The following is a 17,506-nucleotide window of genomic DNA, read 5'->3' as shown; positions in this document are numbered from 1 at the left end:
TGCCGGATCTCCCAACAAGGCCGGTGCATGCCCCTGGGGAGGGGGTGACGCTCAGTGCCCGGCGTGGTCACTGGGCGTAGAGGACCAGAGCCCTTATATGGGACTTATCTGGATTAGTTACCCTGGTAAGCCGGTCGCCGCTCCGGTGTCCCAGTCCTCATGATCAGGAGCGGAATATCTGATTCAGTCCTGCGATGTCCGATTCGCGGAGGCTCAAAGGCCGACCGCTATGCGGCTTTTTTCGGCGCGCTCGTGAGCAAACTCACAAGCAACTCATGACTTCTCTCGCGGACGGCTGGGGATAGGCGCGCCTAGCCTGGTCCTTTACACAAGACGCGAGAACGACAGCGCGCACCCCGACACCGCGAGGCAGCAAGTGCAGACCACGAAGACGACGAAGACGGCGAAGAACAAGGCGAAGGCGCTCCGCAAGACCGCCAACCCGCGCCGCACGACGCTCGCGCACCTCGCGGACGCGGAGGCGCTGCGCCCCACCGCCCGGGAGCACGCCACCGAGCTGCCCCAGGTCACGGCCAACCCGCGCCGCACGGTCCTGATGACCGCTCCCGTGGTGACCCCGCTCGACTGAGCCCGGCTCCGGTCCGGCCGGTCGCTCCCGCCCCTTCCCCGGGCCCGGGACGGCCGGCCCGCCGCTCCGGCGGTACGAGCGCCCGTGAGCGGGTGCCCGTAAGGCCGCCCGTACGGCCGCCCGCACCCGGCCCCGGCCGAAATCCGCGGCGCACGGGCCGCGCACGCCCCCCGCGATAGCCTGAGGTGTCAGACTCCGGCCGGATCAGATAGGGGCAAAAGCTTCCCGTGCGCATCGCCAGGTTCTCCATCGACGGCAACGTCGCCTTCGGCGTCGTGGAAGGGGACGCCTCCACAGAAGGCGGCCCCCTCCTCGACATCATCAAGGGGCACCCCTTCGCCGAATTCGAGCGCTCGGGGCAGAAGATCCCGCTGAGCAAGGTACGGCTGTTGCCCCCCGTGCTGCCCAACAAGGTCGTCGCCATCGGCCGCAACTACGCCGAGCACGCCGCGGAGCTGGGCAACGAGGTCCCCGCGGCCCCCGTCACCTTCTTCAAGCCGTCCACCGCGGTCATCGGCCCCGGCGACCCCATCGCGTACCCCTCCTTCTCCGAAGAGGTGCACCACGAGGCCGAGCTGGCCGTGGTCATCGGGCGGATGTGCCGCGAGGTCCCCCGCGAGCGGGTGAAGGACGTCATCCTCGGCTACACCTGCGCCAACGACATCACCGCGCGTGACGTCCAGCGCAGCGAGCAGCAGTGGGCCCGTGCCAAGGGCTTCGACACCTCCTGCCCCCTCGGCCCCTGGGTGGAGACCGAGCTGGACCCGAGCGACCTCGGGATCATGTGCACGGTCAACGGCGAACAGCGCCAGCTGGGCCGCACGAGCGACATGGTGCGCTCCATCGAGGACCTCATCGTCCACATCACCGAGGCGATGACGCTGCTCCCCGGCGACGTCGTCCTCACGGGCACCCCGGCCGGAGTCGGACCGCTCAACGTCGGCGACGAGGTCGCCGTCACCATCGAAGGCATCGGCACTCTCACCAATAAGGTGATCAAGCGTGGCTAACGCGAATGTCCGCGTACGTTTCTGTCCCTCCCCGACCGGCAACCCCCACGTGGGTCTGGTCCGCACCGCCCTGTTCAACTGGGCGTTCGCCCGCCACCACGGCGGCACCCTCGTCTTCCGCATCGAGGACACCGACGCGGCCCGCGACTCCGAGGAGTCGTACGAGCAGCTGCTGGACTCCATGCGCTGGCTGGGCTTCGACTGGGACGAGGGCCCCGAGGTCGGCGGCCCGCACGCCCCGTACCGCCAGTCGCAGCGCATGGACATCTACAAGGACGTCGCGCAGCGGCTGCTGGACGCCGGGCACGCCTACCACTGCTACTGCACCGCCGCGGAGCTCGACGAGCGCCGTGACGCCGCCCGCGCCGCCGGCAAGCCGTCCGGCTACGACGGCAAGTGCCGGGTCGTGACCCCCGAGCAGCGGGCGGCCTACGAGGCCGAGGGCCGCGCCTCGATCGTCCGCTTCCGGATGCCCGACGAGACGATCACCTTTACGGACCTGGTCCGCGGTGAGCTGACCTTCACCCCGGAGAACGTTCCGGACTACGGCATCGTCCGGGCCAACGGCGCCCCCCTCTACACGCTCGTCAACCCCGTCGACGACGCCCTGATGGAGATCACGCACGTGCTGCGCGGCGAGGACCTGCTGTCCTCCACCCCGCGCCAGATCGCGCTCTACAAGGCGCTGATCGAGCTGGGCGTCGCCAAGGAGATCCCGGCCTTCGGCCACCTCCCGTACGTCATGGGCGAGGGCAACAAGAAGCTCTCCAAGCGTGACCCGCAGGCGTCGCTGAACCTCTACCGCGAGCGCGGTTTCCTCCCGGAGGGCCTGCTCAACTACCTCTCCCTGCTCGGCTGGTCCTTCTCGGCCGACCAGGACGTCTTCACCATCCCCGAGATGGTCGCCAAGTTCGACCTCTCGGACGTGAACGCCAACCCGGCCCGCTTCGACCTGAAGAAGGCCGAGTCGATCAACGCCGACCACATCCGCCTGCTGGACGGGAAGGCGTTCGCCGACGCCTGCGCCCCCTGGCTCAAGGCCCCGCACGCCGCCTGGGCGCCCGAGGCGTTCGACCAGGCCGCCTGGGAGGCGATCGCGCCGTACGCGCAGACCCGCGTCACGGTCCTCTCCGACATCACCGCCAACGTCGACTTCCTCTTCCTCGACGAGCCGGTGGAGGACGAGGCGTCCTGGGTCAAGGCGATGAAGGAGGGCTCCGACGCCCTGCTGCGCACCGCGCGGGCCAAGCTGGCCGCCGCCGACTGGAACGCTGACGCCATCAAGGCCGCGGTCGTCGAGGCGGGCGAGGAGCACGGCCTGAAGCTCGGCAAGGCCCAGGCCCCGGTCCGGGTGGCCGTCACCGGCCGTACGGTCGGCCTGCCGCTGTTCGAGTCCCTGGAGATCCTGGGACGCGAGCGCACCCTGGCACGGGTGGACGCGGCCCTGGCGAAGCTCACGGCCTGACGTCCGCTCCCAGCAGCCCCCGTGGGGCCCGGCAGCCCCTCGGGGCCTGCCGGGCCCCACGTGCGTCAGCGGCCGTACGACGGCCGCTCAAGCGCTGTTCAGGGGCCGTTCGAGGGGTGCGCCCGGCCGTTCGAGAGCCCGCCCGGGGTGCCCGGACGGCGGTCGCTGGTTATCGGTTTTGGAGCCCCGACCACCTTCGGGTAATGTTCTTCCTGCGCCGCCCGAGAGGGCCGAGAGGCCGGAGCGGACGGAGCAAGCCCGAGCAAGACCCCTTCAAAAGGGTCGAGTTCTGGTGGGGTATGGTGTAATTGGCAGCACGAGGGTTTCTGGTTCCCTTAGTCTAGGTTCGAGTCCTGGTACCCCAGCAAAAGAAATTCACTCGGATTTCTTTTGATAAAGTAGGAAACGCAGTAACAAGCAGTAAAGCGCAGTGCGAGCCCCCGTTGTGTAGCGGCCTAGCACGCCGCCCTCTCAAGGCGGTAGCGCCGGTTCGAATCCGGTCGGGGGTACAGATCCTGAATCCGTCACCATCCAGGTAATCACTGGAGGCGACGACGAATGGATCGCTAGGGCCCCCGTTGTGTAGCGGCCTAGCACGCCGCCCTCTCAAGGCGGTAGCGCCGGTTCGAATCCGGTCGGGGGTACTGGTATCACCATGGGATATGGTGTAATTGGCAGCACGAGGGTTTCTGGTTCCCTTAGTCTAGGTTCGAGTCCTGGTATCCCAGCGCAGAGAGCGATAGCTCTGCAAGCAAAGCTAGCCCCCGTTGTGTAGCGGCCTAGCACGCCGCCCTCTCAAGGCGGTAGCGCCGGTTCGAATCCGGTCGGGGGTACAAGCGAAGAAATGTCTTCCGCATCTGCGGGGGGCATTTTTTCATGCGCCCTTCCGCCCGCTCGTGCCCGCCTCGATAATCCACGCATGGTCCCTCCTCACGGTGTGCACCGCCGGGTCCACGTCGGTGATCTCCGGCCCGGCGACCACGCGTGCCTGCTGTTCGCGTCGGAGGAGGAACGGACCTCGATCCTGCGCGGCTTCGTCCTCGGGGGCCTCGACGCCGAGCACAAGATCCTGTATCTCGCCGGGGCGGACGGACCACCGGGCCCCCAGGCGCTCCTGGAGCAGTGCCGGCTCACCGGACTGCCCGGCGGCCTGGACGGCCGGCTGGAGGTCCTCCGGCCCGCCGAGCTCGCCCCCGGGCAGGGCCGGTTGGACCCCGCCGCGCTGCTCGGCCGGCTGCGGGACGCCGCGGACCGTTCCCGGAGCGAGGGCTACCGCGGCCTGCGGGTCACCGGCGACCTGTGCGCCGTCCTGCGCGACGGGCCCGACCTCTCCCGGCTGCTGCGCTACGAGACCCTGCTGGCCACCGAGTTCAGCTCGGCCCGGACGCTCGCGGTGTGCCAGTACGACATCCGGCGCTGCGATCCCGCCGCCCTGGACGCCTTCGCCTCGGCCCACCTCAGGAGTGTGGAAGTGGACCCGCTCGTCCGCACGGCCGAACTGACCGTCGTCCGCACCTACAGCCCGCCGGGCCTGCGCATCGAGGGCGTGGTCGACGCCGGCTCGCACCGCCGCGTCAGGGACGCCCTGCGCTCCGTCGCCTCCGTCCGCGGCGACGTCCGGCTGGAGATGTCCCGGGTGGAGTTCCTGGACCTCGCCGGGCTGCGACTCCTGATGACCTTCGCGAGGGCCCGCGCCGCCCGGCACTGCACCGTCGAGCTGACCGGGCTGCCGCCCCACCTCCTGCACGTCATCACCCTCATCGGCTGGGACCGCACCCCGGGCCTCCGGCTGGGGGCCGCGCATGCCTGCTGACCACGCCGACGGGCCCGCGCCCGCACCAGGACGCGCCCGGGGCTTCGTCCACCACGCCTGTCTCTACGGCAGCGACGAGGACTTCCTCGCGATGGCGCTGCCGTTCGCCCGCGCCGGACTGGCGGCGGGCGAGCCCGTACTGGCCGCGACCACGCCGGCCAACATCGACCTGCTCCGGCGGGCCCTGGGGGAGCGCGCGTACGCCCTCGACACCGCCGAGACCGCCTACTTCGGCCGCCGTCCCGTCGAGCGGGTCTCCGCCTTCCTGCGCTACCACGACCGCCGCGCCCGGCCGGGCCGGCGGATGCGGATGATCGCCGAGCCGGTCTGGGGCGGCCGGTCCGACCGCCAGATCGCCGAGTGGCAGCGGATGGAGTCCGGGCTCAACGTCCTGCTGGCCGCGCTGCCGGTGTGGATGATCTGCCCGTACGACACCCGTGTCGTGCCGCCGGCCGTGGCCGAGGCCGCCTGCGCGACCCATCCGGCGCGCCTGGAGGGCGAACGGCTGACGCCCTGCGCGGCCTACACCGACCCCGGGGCCTACGCCGAGGCCGTCCGTCCCGCGCCGGTCGCCGCGCCGCCCACGGCGGCCGAGTCCGGTCCGGCCGACCGGGTCGCGGACGTGCGCCGGTTCGCCCGGGAGCGGGCCGCCGCCGCGGGCCTGGCCGGTGAGCGGCTGTCCCTGGCCGAGCTGGCCGTCTGCGAGGCCGCGAGCCATCTGCTGGCCGCCGGGGGCGCGCGCGTGGTCCTGAGAGCCTGGGAGGAGCCCGGGGCCGTGCTGTACGAGCTGTCGCGCCCGGAGCCGTCCGGCGCCCCCGTGCCGCCCTTCGCCGGATTCCGGCCCCCGGGCGGCGCTCCCGGTGCCGAGGACGGCCTCTGGCTCGCCCGCACCCTCAGCGAGTGGCTGGAGGTGCGCACGACGGGCCCGGCGACACTGATCACCCTGCGCATCGCGGGCCCGCGGGACGCCGAGCGGCTGTGAGCACCGGGGACCCTGGGCGCCCGGCCGTTCCCCGGCCCCACGAGCGGGCGCCCGTACGTCAGAGGAAGCGGCGGGCGGACTCCTCCGCGTGCGCCAGCCGGCGCAGGCTCAGCAGCACCGGCTCGTAGAGCACGGTCAGCACGACGGCCGCCTCGATCTGCCCGGCCCGGGTCTCCTCCCGCTCCACGAGGTCGAGGTCGCTGACGGCCAGCCGCTCGGCCAGCCGCCCGTACGGCAGCAGCTGCTCCACGTCGCAGGGGTAGCCGAGGCGGACGATCGCGGCGACGGCGGCGATCAGCGTGCGGTGGGCGGGGGAGAGCTCGTCCGGGCCGCACTCGCACGGCCAGCCGAGCCGCCGCAGCAGCTCCGTCACCGAGCGCCGGGCGGCGTCGGCGGCCGGGTCGTCCCCGGCGGGCCCGGGGCCGAGCGGCAGGGCCAGGGTCGCCGCGCCGAGGCGCTCGTGGTGGTCCAGCGACTCGTCCTCGGCCGCGGAGATCACCTCGCGGGCGGTGGCCACCGGCACCTTGCCGATCTGGATCAGCGCCCGTGCCAGCCGCAGCCGGCGCAGGTGGTCCTCGCCGTACTCGGACTGGGTGGCGGAGACCCTGCGGCCCGGCTGGAGGAGGCCCTCGCGCAGGTAGTACTTGATCGTCGCGGTGGGCACCCCGCTGCGTTCGCTCAGCTCCGCCAGTCGCATCCTCTTGCGTCCCTTGTTAGGTAGTGTCACTATCCAAGCATGGATAGCGTCGCTATCCAATATGGATTGGGGGGATCTCATGGGTGGTACCGAACCGATCGCCGGGCGGGTCACGGCGAAGAGCGAGACCGTCGTCGTCTTCCTCATCGGGATGCGGGTCAACCGCTGGCGGGCGGTGCGCCACTGGCTGCCCACCCTGCTGGCCATGCCGCGCATGCTCAAGGAGCTGGCCGGCGACGAGGGGAGCGGCCTGCTGGCCCTGCGGCGGCTCGGCGGCGGGCCGCGGGAATTCGGCACGGTCCAGTACTGGGAGTCGCGCGAGAAGCTCCTCGCGTACGCCTCGGCCGCCGGCCGGGAGCACCGCCCCGCGTGGGCGGCGTTCAACCGCCGCGCGCGGGGCGGCGGGGGAGCGGTGGGCATCTGGCACGAGACGTTCGACGTCCCGGCCGGCTCCGTGGAGTCCGTCTACAACGCCATGCCGGAGGCGGGCCTCGGCACGGCGTTCGGGACCGAGCCCGTCGGGCGGCGCGGCGAGCGCGCCGCCGAGCGGCTCGCGTACGGCGCCGCCGAGGCGGGGGAGGCCGCCCGGCCCTAGCCGGGGACCCGCCCCGGCCGTCAGCCGTTGCGGCGCAGCGCCTCGCTGAGCCGCACGGCCGCGTCGATGACCGCCTGGGCGTGCATCCGGCCCGGGTGGCGGGTCAGGCGCTCGATCGGTCCGGAGACCGAGACGGCGGCCACGACCCGGTTGGACGGGCCGCGCACCGGCGCCGAGACCGAGGCCACACCCGGCTCCCGCTCGCCGATCGACTGGGCCCAGCCGCGGCGGCGCACACCCGAGAGCGCGGTCGCCGTGAAGCGCGCGCCCTGCAGGCCGCGGTGCAGCCGCTCCGGCTCCTCCCAGGCCATCAGCACCTGGGCCGCCGAGCCGGCCTTCATCGGCAGCGTGGAGCCGACCGGCACGGTGTCCCGCAGTCCGGACAGCCGCTCCGCCGCGGCCACGCAGATGCGCATGTCGCCCTGCCTGCGGTAGAGCTGCGCGCTCTCGCCCGTCACGTCCCGCAGGTGGGTGAGGACCGGGCCCGCCGTGGCCAGCAGCCGGTCCTCGCCGGCCGCCGCGGCCAGCTCGCTCAGCCGCGGGCCGAGGATGAAACGGCCCTGCATGTCCCGCGCCACCATCCGGTGGTGCTCCAGCGCCACCGCGAGCCGGTGGGCCGTCGGGCGCGCCAGCCCGGTCGCCGTGACCAGCCCGGCCAGCGTGGCCGGACCGGACTCCAGAGCGCTGAGAACCAGAGCCGCCTTGTCGAGAACGCCCACACCGCTCGAGGCGCCACCAGAGTTGTCCATGAAACGATACTTGCGTCTCACACTGTGAAACGCAAGTTCAAATTCTCCGGAGACGCGCCAACCTGGACGCACAGGACCCCACAGGCACGACTACTTGGTCCGGCGACGGCGCCGGCCGGAGGGACAGCGATGGGACGGACACTCGCGGAGAAGGTCTGGGACGACCACGTCGTCACGCGCGCCGAAGGCGAGCCCGACCTCCTCTTCATCGACCTGCACCTGCTCCATGAGGTGACCAGCCCGCAGGCGTTCGACGGCCTGCGCAAGGCCGGCCGCGCGGTGCGCCGCCTGGACCTCACCATCGCCACCGAGGACCACAACACCCCCACCCTCGACATCGACAAGCCCATCGCGGACCCCGTCTCCCGCACCCAGCTGGAGACGCTCCGCCGCAACTGCGCCGAGTTCGGCGTACGGCTGCACCCGCTGGGCGACGTCGAGCAGGGCGTCGTCCACGTGGTGGGACCGCAGCTGGGACTGACCCAGCCCGGCACCACCGTGGTCTGCGGCGACAGCCACACCTCCACGCACGGTGCGTTCGGCGCGCTGGCCTTCGGCATCGGCACCAGCCAGGTCGAGCACGTGCTCGCCACCCAGACCCTGCCGCTGGCCCCCTTCCGGACCATGGCCGTCACCGTCGAGGGCGAACTGCCCGAGGGGGTCACCGCCAAGGACCTGATCCTCGCCGTCATCGCCCGGATCGGCACCGGCGGCGGCCAGGGCTACGTCATCGAGTACCGCGGGTCCGCCGTCGAGAAGCTCTCGATGGAGGCGCGGATGACCGTCTGCAACATGTCCATCGAGGCGGGCGCCCGGGCCGGCATGATCGCCCCCGACGAGACCACCTTCGCCTATCTGAAGGACCGCCCCCACGCCCCCCGGGGCGAGGACTGGGACGCCGCGGTCGCCTACTGGCGCACCCTGCGCACCGACGACGACGCCGTCTTCGACCACGAGGTGGTCATCGACGCCGCCGAGCTCTCCCCCTTCGTCACCTGGGGCACCAATCCGGGCCAGGGCGCGCCGCTGTCGGCCGCCGTCCCCGACCCCGCCTCGTACCCGGACCCCTCGGACCGGTTCGCCGCCGAAAAGGCCCTGGAATACATGGGGTTGACGGCGGGTCAGGCACTGCGGGGCATCTCCGTGGACACCGTCTTCGTGGGCTCCTGCACCAATGGCCGCATCGAGGACCTGCGCGCCGCCGCGGCCGTCCTGGACGGCCGCCGGATCGCCGGCGGAGTCCGGATGCTGGTCGTCCCCGGCTCCGTGCGGGTGGGGCTCCAGGCCGTCGAGGAGGGGCTGGACAAGGTGTTCACCACGGCCGGCGCCGAATGGCGGCACGCGGGCTGCTCGATGTGCCTGGGCATGAACCCCGACCAACTCGCGCCCGGGGAGAGGTGCGCGTCGACCTCCAACCGTAACTTCGAGGGCAGGCAGGGGAAGGGCGGCCGGACCCATCTGGTCTCGCCGCAGGTCGCCGCCGCCACCGCCGTACTGGGCCATCTGGCCTCCCCGGCGGACCTCGCCGGCCGGGCCGCCGCGTCCGACGTCCGCACCCCCGTGGAGGCATGAGCAGTCATGGAAGCATTCACCACGCACACCGGCCGGGCCGTACCGCTGCGCCGCGGCAATGTCGACACCGACCAGATCATCCCGGCGCACTGGCTGAAGAAGGTCACCCGCGACGGCTTCGAGGACGGGCTCTTCGAGGCGTGGCACAAGGATCCGGAGTTCGTCCTGAACCGTCCGGAGCGGGCCGGGGCCTCGGTCCTGGTCGCCGGTCCCGACTTCGGCACCGGCTCCTCCCGCGAGCACGCGGTGTGGGCGCTGCAGAACTACGGCTTCCGGGCCGTGGTCTCCTCCCGCTTCGCCGACATCTTCCGGGGCAACTCGCTCAAGAACGGACTGCTGACCGTCGTCCTCCCGCAGGAGACCGTCGAGGCCCTCTGGAAGCTGACCGAGGCCGACCCGGCCGCCGAGGTGACCGTGGACCTCGTCGCGCGGCAGGTCCGGGCCGAGGGCATCACGGCCGATTTCGCCCTTGACGAGAACGCCCGGTGGCGCCTGCTGGAGGGACTGGACGACATCGGCCTGACCCTGCGGCACGCCGACGGCATCACCGCCTACGAGGCCCGCCGGCCCTCCTTCAAGCCCTCCACCAGGCCCCTCGGGGCCCAGGTCTGACACGGATTTCCAGCAGTTTCGGGGAGGTCCGGGCAACCGGTCGGGGACCCGGATTTTCGCTGCTCACCCAGGGTTTGACATGATGCGCCCCCTGTCTTCGGACAGGGGGCGCATCGCTCTGTTGAGGCCCTGTGAAGCGACAACTCGCCTCAGATGGCACAATCGGTGCATGGAACGCGACAGCCAACTCGAGCTTTACCGGCTCGTCGCCGACCGACTGAAGGAAGCGCACACAAGGGTGCGCGCACTGCAAGTCCCGGAGGGCGTACGGATGGCGCTGTCCCGGAAGCTGCTGGCCATCACGGCCGCGGCAAAGCACGATCTCTCAGGCGCGGCAATGCGTCTGGACCGGCTGATGAACGACCTCGACGAGGGCCGTTTCCCCGAAGAGCCCGACCGTGACGGAACTCCGTGATGGTCGAGTTCGTTGCGGCACAAGGGTGATTAGACCGTTTCGTGTTTGATTTGCGGTATATATCTGCCTAACGTGCGAAAAGGCTGGAACGCATTCGTTCCAGCAATGTCTCCGAAGGGGAAGACGTGAACAAGGCGCAGCTCGTTGAAGCGATTGCCGACAAGCTCGGCGGCCGTCAGCAGGCCGCAGACGCCGTCGACGCGGTGCTCGACGCGATCGTCCGTGCGGTTGTCGCCGGCGACCGGGTCTCGGTCACCGGCTTCGGCTCGTTCGAGAAGGTCGACCGTCCGGCCCGTTACGCCCGCAACCCGCAGACGGGTGAGCGCGTGCGGGTCAAGAAGACCTCGGTGCCCCGCTTCCGCGCGGGTCAGGGCTTCAAGGACCTGGTGAGCGGCTCGAAGAAGCTGCCGAAGAACGACGTCGCGGTGAAGAAGGCGCCCAAGGGCAGCCTTTCGGGCGGCACCAAGACCACCGCCAAGGCCGCGGCCAAGAAGGCCACCGCCAAGAAGGCCACGGCGAAGAAGGCCACCACGGCCACCACCGCCAAGAAGACCACGGCGAAGACCGCGGTCAAGAAGACCACGACGGCGGCCGCGAAGAAGGCCACCGCCACCACCAAGAAGGCCGCGGCGAAGAAGGCCACGCCGGCCAAGAAGACGACGGCCGCCGCCACCAAGGCCGCCGCCGCCAAGAAGGCCACGCCGGCCAAGAAGACCACGGCCGCCGCCAAGAAGACGACGGCCAAGAAGACGGCGCCCGCCGCCAAGAAGACCACGGCGACCAAGGCTCCGGCGCGCAAGACCACCGCGCGCAAGACCACCGCCAAGAAGTCCGCCGCCAAGAAGTAAGGCGACGGACGGCGTCACGCGCCGGGCCGGGCTCCCCTCGGGGAGCCCGGCCCGCGGTGTGTGCCGGCCGCCGGCCCCCGCGCGGTCCCCACCGGGGCCGGGGCGGGGCCGTAGGCGTGTCCGGGGTGTCCCCGGGGCATGCCGGGCACGGCTGAAGCATGTCCGGGGCACGTCTGTGGCACGTCTGTGGCACGGCTGAGGCACATCCGGGGCGCTCCCGGACGGGCCCCGGGCCGGTCCGGCGGAGCCCTCAGAAGGTCTGGAGCGTCACCAGCGTCACCCGGCGGCCCGCCGGGGCCTCCTCGACCTCGATCCGGACCCGCTGACCGGGCCGCAGCAGCCGCAGCCCGCCCGCGTCGAACGCCGTCGCGTCGAACGGCACCGGGGTGCCGTCGTCCAGGAGGACGCTCCCGGAGCGGGTCTGAGGGTCGTAGGTGTACGCGGTGGCCTGCATACCGGCAGCCTAGTCGGCCCCTATGACACCGGGGATCCGCAGACCGCCGGCCGCGGCCGACGTCCGCGGCCCCACGCCCAGCGCCAGGGCCGCCCGCAAATCCTCCGCCGTGTCCACGTCCCGGCGCACCGAATCCACGTCCGCCAGCTCGATCTCATGGGCCCCCGAAGCGCGGTGACGGGAGCGCGAACGTCCCTCGAACGCCGGAGCCAATTCCATTCCCGGAGCCGCCGCCAGCAGCGTCGTACCGATTCCCGCCGCATCGGCGAGAAATGCCCGGGGGAATTCCGCGGCCGAATCGAGCACCCGGCCGAGTTCCATCGGTCGCAGCGCCGGCAGATCCGCGTTGAGCGTTGCCACCGCCGCGCGCGGGGCCCGTTCCCGCACCGTGCGCGCACCGTGCGCGAGGGCGCCGTTCAGCCCGCCCGCCCCCGGCGGCTCGGGCAGGATCCGGGCGCCGAGCGCCCCGAGCCGGCGCCCCGCCACCGCGTCGTCAGTGACGACCACCACATCCCCCACCGCCCGACAGGCCAGTGCCGCGGCCACCGTGTCCAGCGCGAACGCCAGCGCGAGCGCGGGCCGTGGCGCCCGCCCCGTCGCCGCGGCGAGTCGGCTCTTGGCCAGTGCCAGCGGCTTCAGCGGCACCACCAGGGTCCAGACCACATCCGCCCCCTCTCTTCGCATCAGCCACATTGTCACCCGCTGCCGCAGCCGCCCGGGGAGGCCGGGGTTACGGTGTTCTCGACAGACCGGGTACCTGGGGCGACACTTGTGCGGCCCCCGGGTTCATACAGCCCCCAGGTCCCAAGAGAAGGGTGTCCGAGTGTCCCGCCACAGAATCGGCTTCTGGTACCGCTTTACGGCGGTGTTGGCAAAACCGCCGCTCGTGGTTCTGTTCAAGCGGGACTGGCGAGGAATGGAGCACATTCCGGTCGACGGCGGTTTCATCACCGCGGTCAACCACAACTCCTATCTCGACCCGCTGTCGTACGCCCACTTCCAGTACAACACCGGGCGCGTCCCGCGCTTCCTCGCCAAGGCCGCCCTGTTCAAGGGGGGCTTCGTCGGCACGATCCTGCGCGGCACGGGCCAGATCCCCGTCTACCGCGAGTCCACCGACGCCGCCACCGCCTTCCGGTCCGCCGTCGACGCCATCAACCGGGGCGAGTGCGTGGCCTTCTACCCCGAGGGCACCCTCACCCGGGACCCGGAGATGTGGCCCATGGAGGGCAAGACCGGCGCCGCCCGCGTCGCCCTGCTCACCAAGGCGCCCGTCGTCCCCGTCGCCCAGTGGGGCGCCAACGAGGCCATGCCGCCGTACGCCAAGGAGAACAAGCTCCGGCTGTTCCCCCGCAAGACGCTCAAGGTACTGGCGGGCCCGCCCGTCGACCTGTCCGCGTACTACGGCAAGGAGCCCACGGCGGAGGTGCTGCGCGCGGCCACCGAGGACATCATGTCCGCCATCACCGCGCTGCTCGCCGAACTCCGCGGCGAGCCCGCGCCCGCCGAGCCCTACAACCCGCGGAAGGCGCTGGCCGAGGCCCGCCGCAAGGCCCGCGAGGAGAAGCGGGCGGCGGAGGCCGGACAGTCGCCGGCGGCACGGGAAGAGCGGAAAGAAGGGGACGGCAAGTGACGAAGTGCGCCGTGTACGGCACCGGCTCCTGGGGCACCGCCTTCGCGATGGTCCTCGCCGACGCCGGCTGCGAGGTGACCATGTGGGGCCGCAGGGCGTCCCTCGTGGACGCCGTCAACACCACCCGCGTCAACCCCGACTACCTCCCGGGCATCGAGCTCCCGGCGGCCGTGCGGGCCACCACCGACCCCGCCGAGGCGGCCGAGGGAGCGGCGTTCGCCGTGCTCGCCGTGCCCTCCCAGACGCTGCGCGGCAACCTCTCCGAGTGGGCGCCGCTGCTGCCCTCCGACACCGTGCTGGTCTCCCTGATGAAGGGCGTCGAGCTGGGCACGGCCAAGCGGATGAGCGAGGTCATCGAGGAGGTCGCCAAGGTCTCCCCGGACCGGGTCGCCGTCCTCACCGGCCCCAACCTCGCCAAGGAGATCGCCGACCGGCAGCCCGCCGCCGCCGTCGTCGCCTGCCGGGACGAGTCGGTGGCCAAGCGCCTCCAGGCCGCCTGCCACACCCCGTACTTCCGCCCGTACACCAACACCGACGTCGTCGGCTGTGAGCTGGGCGGCGCCGTGAAGAACGTCATCGCGCTCGCCGTGGGCATCGCCGACGGCATGGGCCTGGGCGACAACGCCAAGGCGTCCCTCATCACCCGGGGCCTCGCCGAGACCACCCGGCTGGGCCTCGCGATGGGCGCCGACGCGCACACCTTCGCCGGCCTGGCGGGCATGGGCGACCTCGTCGCGACCTGCTCCTCGCCGCTCTCCCGGAACCACACCTTCGGCACCAACCTCGGCCGCGGCATGACCCTGGCCGAGACCATCGCGGTCACCAAGCAGACCGCCGAGGGCGTCAAGTCCTGTGAGTCGGTGCTGGATCTGGCCCGCCGGCACGACGTCGACATGCCGATCACGGAGACCGTGGTGGAGATCGTCCACGAGGGGAAGCCACCGCTGGTGGCCCTCAAGGAGCTGATGTCGCGCAGCGCCAAGCCGGAGCGGCACTGACCCACGCCGTACCACGAGGTAGTCTCGTCGCGATATGAGCAGCGAGACCTCCACCCAGAGCCCTGACCGGAAGCCGCGCGTCGCGGTCGTGTTCGGCGGCCGCAGTTCCGAACACGCGATCTCCGTCGTCACCGCCGGCGCCGTGCTGGCCGCCATCGACCGCACGAAGTACGACGTGCTGCCGATCGGCATCACCACCGACGGCCGTTGGGCGCTGACGGCCGACGACCCCGAGCGGATGGCCATCGCCGAACGCGCGCTGCCGAACGTCGAGCAGCTCGCCCAGTCGCCCGACGGCACCGTGGTCCTTCCGGTGGACCCCTCCAGCCGCGAGATCGTCTACTCCGAGCCCGGCACGGTGCCCAAGGCGCTGGGCGAGGTCGACGTGGTCTTCCCCGTCCTGCACGGCCCCTACGGCGAGGACGGCACCCTCCAGGGCATGCTGGAGCTCTCCGGCATCCCCTACGTCGGCGCCGGCGTCCTCGCCTCCGCCGTCGGCCAGGACAAGGAGTACATGAAGCGCGTCTTCGTCTCCTTCGGCCTGCCCGTCGGCCCGTACGAGGTCATCCGCCCCCGCGAGTGGCAGGCCGACCCGGCCGCCGCCCGCAAGAAGATCGTGGACTTCGCCGGCGAGCACGGCTGGCCGCTCTTCGTGAAGCCCGCCCGCGGCGGCTCCTCGGTGGGCATCACCAAGGTCGACGACCTCTCCGGGCTGGACGAGGCCGTGGCCGAGGCCCGGCGCCACGACCCGAAGGTCATCGTCGAGGCGCTGCTGCGCGGCCGGGAGATCGAGTGCGGCGTCCTGGAGTTCGAGGACGGGCCGCGCGCGAGCGTCCCCGCCGAGATCCCCCCGGTCACCGCCCACGACTTCTACGACTTCGAGGCGAAGTACATCGACTCCGCCACGGGCCTGGTCCCCGCGCCGCTCACGCCCGAGGAGACCGCGGAGGTCCAGGAGCTGGCCATCCGGGCCTTCGACGCGACCTCCTGCGAGGGCCTCGTCCGCGCGGACTTCTTCCTCACCGAGGACGGCGGGTTCGTCATCAACGAGATCAACACCATGCCGGGCTTCACGCCCATCTCGATGTACCCGCGCATGTGGCAGGAGACGGGCGTCAGCTACCCGGAGCTGATCGACACCCTCGTCCAGGCGGCGCTCCGCCGCTCCACGGGCCTGCGCTAGACGACCCCGATGGGGACGGTCGCGGAGACGGCGCCGGCGAGATCGGTGAGCGCACCGAGATCGCCGGCCTCACCCGCGACCTTCTTCGGCAGGGTCACCTCCACATTCGCCTCCCGCAGCGTGGTGGTGCAGCGGACGCTGCCGTCCGGCTGCCGCTCGGCCAGCCACTCCACGCCGTCGATCTCCACCGACAGCGCGTTGCGGTCGTAGTGTGGGTTCCCCTCCGTGATGACCTCGGGCTTGGGGACACCACAGCGCAGCTCGACCGCGGGGCTGCCCCAGACGGCCGTGAAGTCCGAGACGGGGGCGGCGGTGCGCCGCCGCATCCCGGCCACGGAGTCGGGCAGCTTCTCGTGGAGCGCCCGGCAGAGCCCCACGGCCCGCTCCGGCGGGGTGGGGACGGCCGGCCCCGCCGGGCCGCCGGCCGATGTGCAGCCGGCGGCGCAGAACACGAGGAGAGCGGGCAGGGCGAGCGACCGGCGGAGCGAGGACTTCACCGGCCGAGCATACGGGGGAGCTAGAGATGGACCACCGGACAGGTCAGGGTGCGGGTGATGCCCTCCACCGACTGGATCTTGGCGACCACCATGCGGCCGAGCGCGTCCACGGTGTCGGCCTGGGCGCGGACGATCACGTCGTACGGACCGGTCACGTCCTCCGCCTGGATCACCCCCGCGATCTTTGCGATGACTTCGGCGACGGTCGACGCTTTGCCGACCTCGGTCTGGATCAGGATGTACGCCTGTACCACGGAACCTCCAGGGCGGCTACGAGGATCATGTGGGGAGAAGAGACGCCACGGTACCGCGTCGCCGTACGGCGCGGGGAGACCCGCGCTGCCTGCGCGGCGCGGCGCATGTCACAACCGATACTCCTAGGAGGAGCTCAGTGAAAGGCACCGTGGGCGAGTTGGGGGAGTTCGGGCTCATCAGAGAGCTGACCTCCCGGCTCACCACCACCCCTGCGGTCCGGCTCGGGCCGGGTGACGACGCCGCGGTGGTGGCTGCGCCCGACCGTAGGGTCGTGGCCAGTACGGACGTGCTCCTCGAGGGACGGCACTTCCGCCGCGACTGGTCCACCGCGTACGACGTCGGGCGTAAGGCGGCCGCGCAGAACCTCGCGGACATCGCCGCCATGGGCGCGGTGCCCACCGCGATCCTGCTGGGCCTGGTCGTGCCCGCCGAACTCCCGGTGACCTGGCCGACCGAGCTGATGGACGGCATCCGGGACGAGTGCCAGGTGGCCGGCGCGGCCGTGGTCGGCGGCGACGTGGTGCGCGGCGACACCATCACCGTGGCCATCACGGCCCTGGGCGACCTGCGCAACCACGAGCCCGTCACCCGCTCCGGCGCACAGCCGGGCGACGTGGTCGCCGTCACCGGCTGGCTCGGCTGGTCCGCGGCCGGGCACGCGGTGCTCGCCCGCGGCTTCCGCTCGCCCCGGGCCTTCGTCGAGGCTCACCGCCGCCCCGAGCCGCCGTACCACGCGGGCCCCGCGGCCGCCGGGCTCGGCGCGACGGCCATGACGGACATCAGCGACGGTCTGATCGCCGACCTCGGGCACATCGCCGAGGCCAGCAAGGTCCGGATCGACCTGCGGACGGCCGCGATCGACGTACCGACCCAGATGTCCGACATCGGGCAGGCCGTCGGCGTCGACCCGCTCCAGTGGGTGCTGACGGGGGGAGAGGACCACGCCATCGTGGCGACCTTCCCGCCGGACGTGAAGCTGCCCGCCCGCTGGAAGGTCATCGGCGAGGTGGTCAACCCCTCCGCCCTGCCCCAGGTGACCGTCGACGGCGCCCCCTGGGACAAGGCCGGCGGCTGGGACCACTTCGGGGACGCCGAGCCCGAGGACCCCGCCGGAAGCGGACACCCCGCGGGGTAGATTC

The 17,506-nt window shown here is 71.8% G+C and carries 20 protein-coding genes and 5 tRNA genes; 19 read left to right on the top strand and 6 right to left on the bottom strand.

Annotated elements, in window-relative coordinates; genetic code table 11:
* Positions 1-376: 376 nt before the first annotated feature.
* From AF335_RS30425 to AF335_RS30380, 10 genes are all read left to right on the top strand, one after another.
* On the top strand, positions 377-589 hold the full coding sequence (locus tag AF335_RS30425) for a hypothetical protein (protein ID WP_102921648.1): 213 nt from the start codon (positions 377-379) through the stop codon (positions 587-589).
* A 227-nt stretch (positions 590-816) separates the two neighbouring features.
* Entirely contained in the window at positions 817-1,599 is a 783-nt protein-coding gene (locus AF335_RS30420; RefSeq protein WP_102921647.1) for a fumarylacetoacetate hydrolase family protein, read from the top strand.
* Entirely contained in the window at positions 1,592-3,064 is a 1,473-nt protein-coding gene (gltX, locus tag AF335_RS30415) for a glutamate--tRNA ligase (protein WP_102921646.1), read from the top strand. Before AF335_RS30420 ends, gltX begins: the two co-directional genes overlap by 8 nt.
* A 293-nt stretch (positions 3,065-3,357) precedes the next feature.
* Positions 3,358-3,429: transfer RNA gene (locus AF335_RS30410), tRNA-Gln, on the top strand.
* Between the two features lie 71 nt (positions 3,430-3,500).
* Positions 3,501-3,573, top strand: a tRNA-Glu gene (locus tag AF335_RS30405).
* Between the two features lie 62 nt (positions 3,574-3,635).
* Positions 3,636-3,708 (top strand) — tRNA-Glu (locus tag AF335_RS30400).
* Positions 3,709-3,720: 12 nt separating this feature from the next.
* A tRNA-Gln gene (locus AF335_RS30395) sits at positions 3,721-3,792 on the top strand.
* Positions 3,793-3,824: 32 nt separating this feature from the next.
* Positions 3,825-3,897, top strand: a tRNA-Glu gene (locus AF335_RS30390).
* 86 nt (positions 3,898-3,983) lie between these two features.
* Positions 3,984-4,877, top strand: a complete 894-nt coding sequence (locus AF335_RS30385; protein ID WP_170127843.1) for an MEDS domain-containing protein — start codon at positions 3,984-3,986, stop codon at positions 4,875-4,877.
* Positions 4,867-5,859: an MEDS domain-containing protein gene (locus tag AF335_RS30380; protein ID WP_102921644.1), complete on the top strand. Its 993-nt coding sequence runs from the start codon at positions 4,867-4,869 to the stop codon at positions 5,857-5,859. Before AF335_RS30385 ends, AF335_RS30380 begins: the two co-directional genes overlap by 11 nt.
* A 58-nt stretch (positions 5,860-5,917) precedes the next feature.
* On the opposite strand, the gene AF335_RS30375 is transcribed toward AF335_RS30380, so the two are convergent.
* Positions 5,918-6,556, bottom strand: a complete 639-nt coding sequence (locus AF335_RS30375) for a MerR family transcriptional regulator (protein ID WP_184742832.1) — start codon at positions 6,554-6,556, stop codon at positions 5,918-5,920.
* 79 nt (positions 6,557-6,635) lie between these two features.
* Between AF335_RS30375 and AF335_RS30370 the strand changes: the two genes are divergently transcribed.
* Positions 6,636-7,151 (top strand): DUF4188 domain-containing protein, encoded by a 516-nt coding sequence (locus tag AF335_RS30370; protein WP_102921642.1) that lies wholly within the window; start codon positions 6,636-6,638, stop codon positions 7,149-7,151.
* A 20-nt stretch (positions 7,152-7,171) separates the two neighbouring features.
* Here AF335_RS30370 and ndgR read toward each other — a convergent pair whose 3' ends face one another.
* A complete protein-coding gene (gene ndgR, locus AF335_RS30365; RefSeq protein ID WP_087926089.1) occupies positions 7,172-7,900 on the bottom strand; it encodes an IclR family transcriptional regulator NdgR in 729 nt (242 codons plus the stop codon).
* Between the two features lie 129 nt (positions 7,901-8,029).
* Between ndgR and leuC the strand changes: the two genes are divergently transcribed.
* The 4 genes from leuC (at position 8,030) to AF335_RS30345 (ending at position 11,347) form a co-directional block, all read left to right on the top strand.
* On the top strand, positions 8,030-9,472 hold the full coding sequence (gene leuC / locus AF335_RS30360) for a 3-isopropylmalate dehydratase large subunit (RefSeq protein WP_102921641.1): 1,443 nt from the start codon (positions 8,030-8,032) through the stop codon (positions 9,470-9,472).
* Positions 9,473-9,478: 6 nt separating this feature from the next.
* On the top strand, positions 9,479-10,084 hold the full coding sequence (gene leuD / locus AF335_RS30355; protein WP_102921640.1) for a 3-isopropylmalate dehydratase small subunit: 606 nt from the start codon (positions 9,479-9,481) through the stop codon (positions 10,082-10,084).
* A 169-nt stretch (positions 10,085-10,253) separates the two neighbouring features.
* Positions 10,254-10,499 carry an SCO5555 family protein gene (locus AF335_RS30350; protein WP_095581146.1) on the top strand — a complete coding sequence of 82 codons (246 nt, stop codon included), beginning with the start codon at positions 10,254-10,256 and terminating at the stop codon, positions 10,497-10,499.
* A 125-nt stretch (positions 10,500-10,624) separates the two neighbouring features.
* Entirely contained in the window at positions 10,625-11,347 is a 723-nt protein-coding gene (locus tag AF335_RS30345) for an HU family DNA-binding protein (RefSeq protein ID WP_102921639.1), read from the top strand.
* 250 nt (positions 11,348-11,597) lie between these two features.
* Here the strand turns inward: AF335_RS30345 and AF335_RS30340 are convergent, their stop codons facing one another.
* Both AF335_RS30340 and cofC read right to left on the bottom strand, forming a co-directional pair.
* On the bottom strand, positions 11,598-11,801 hold the full coding sequence (locus tag AF335_RS30340; protein ID WP_102921638.1) for a hypothetical protein: 204 nt from the start codon (positions 11,799-11,801) through the stop codon (positions 11,598-11,600).
* A gap of 9 nt (positions 11,802-11,810) precedes the next feature.
* Entirely contained in the window at positions 11,811-12,464 is a 654-nt protein-coding gene (gene cofC / locus AF335_RS30335) for a 2-phospho-L-lactate guanylyltransferase (RefSeq protein ID WP_102921637.1), read from the bottom strand.
* A 160-nt stretch (positions 12,465-12,624) separates the two neighbouring features.
* Here cofC and AF335_RS30330 point away from each other — a divergent pair, with 160 nt between their 5' ends.
* From AF335_RS30330 to AF335_RS30320, 3 genes are read left to right on the top strand one after another with little or no spacing between them, the layout of a single operon-like run.
* Positions 12,625-13,434: a lysophospholipid acyltransferase family protein gene (locus tag AF335_RS30330; protein WP_102921636.1), complete on the top strand. Its 810-nt coding sequence runs from the start codon at positions 12,625-12,627 to the stop codon at positions 13,432-13,434.
* The gene (locus AF335_RS30325) at positions 13,431-14,432 is read left to right on the top strand and encodes an NAD(P)H-dependent glycerol-3-phosphate dehydrogenase (protein WP_102921635.1); all 1,002 of its coding nucleotides are present in this window, start codon (positions 13,431-13,433) and stop codon (positions 14,430-14,432) included. The genes AF335_RS30330 and AF335_RS30325 overlap by 4 nt, the downstream gene beginning before the upstream one ends.
* Before the next feature lie 34 nt (positions 14,433-14,466).
* Entirely contained in the window at positions 14,467-15,615 is a 1,149-nt protein-coding gene (locus AF335_RS30320) for a D-alanine--D-alanine ligase family protein (RefSeq protein WP_102921634.1), read from the top strand.
* Here AF335_RS30320 and AF335_RS30315 read toward each other — a convergent pair.
* The gene (locus AF335_RS30315) at positions 15,612-16,112 is read right to left on the bottom strand and encodes a DUF3515 domain-containing protein (RefSeq protein ID WP_102921633.1); all 501 of its coding nucleotides are present in this window, start codon (positions 16,110-16,112) and stop codon (positions 15,612-15,614) included. The genes AF335_RS30320 and AF335_RS30315 overlap by 4 nt on opposite strands.
* 20 nt (positions 16,113-16,132) lie before the next feature.
* The gene (locus AF335_RS30310; RefSeq protein ID WP_087926078.1) at positions 16,133-16,366 is read right to left on the bottom strand and encodes an Lrp/AsnC family transcriptional regulator; all 234 of its coding nucleotides are present in this window, start codon (positions 16,364-16,366) and stop codon (positions 16,133-16,135) included.
* 137 nt (positions 16,367-16,503) lie between these two features.
* Here AF335_RS30310 and AF335_RS30305 point away from each other — a divergent pair, with 137 nt between their 5' ends.
* Entirely contained in the window at positions 16,504-17,502 is a 999-nt protein-coding gene (locus AF335_RS30305; RefSeq protein ID WP_102921632.1) for a thiamine-phosphate kinase, read from the top strand.
* Positions 17,503-17,506: the final 4 nt, after the last annotated feature.

Origin of the sequence: Streptomyces eurocidicus (assembly GCF_002891295.1) — a bacterium.
In the GTDB taxonomy this organism is placed as follows: Bacteria; Actinomycetota; Actinomycetes; order Streptomycetales; family Streptomycetaceae; genus Streptomyces; species Streptomyces eurocidicus.
The sequence above is the reverse complement of the archived record's forward strand: the minus strand, read 5'-3'. Positions and strand labels throughout refer to the sequence as shown.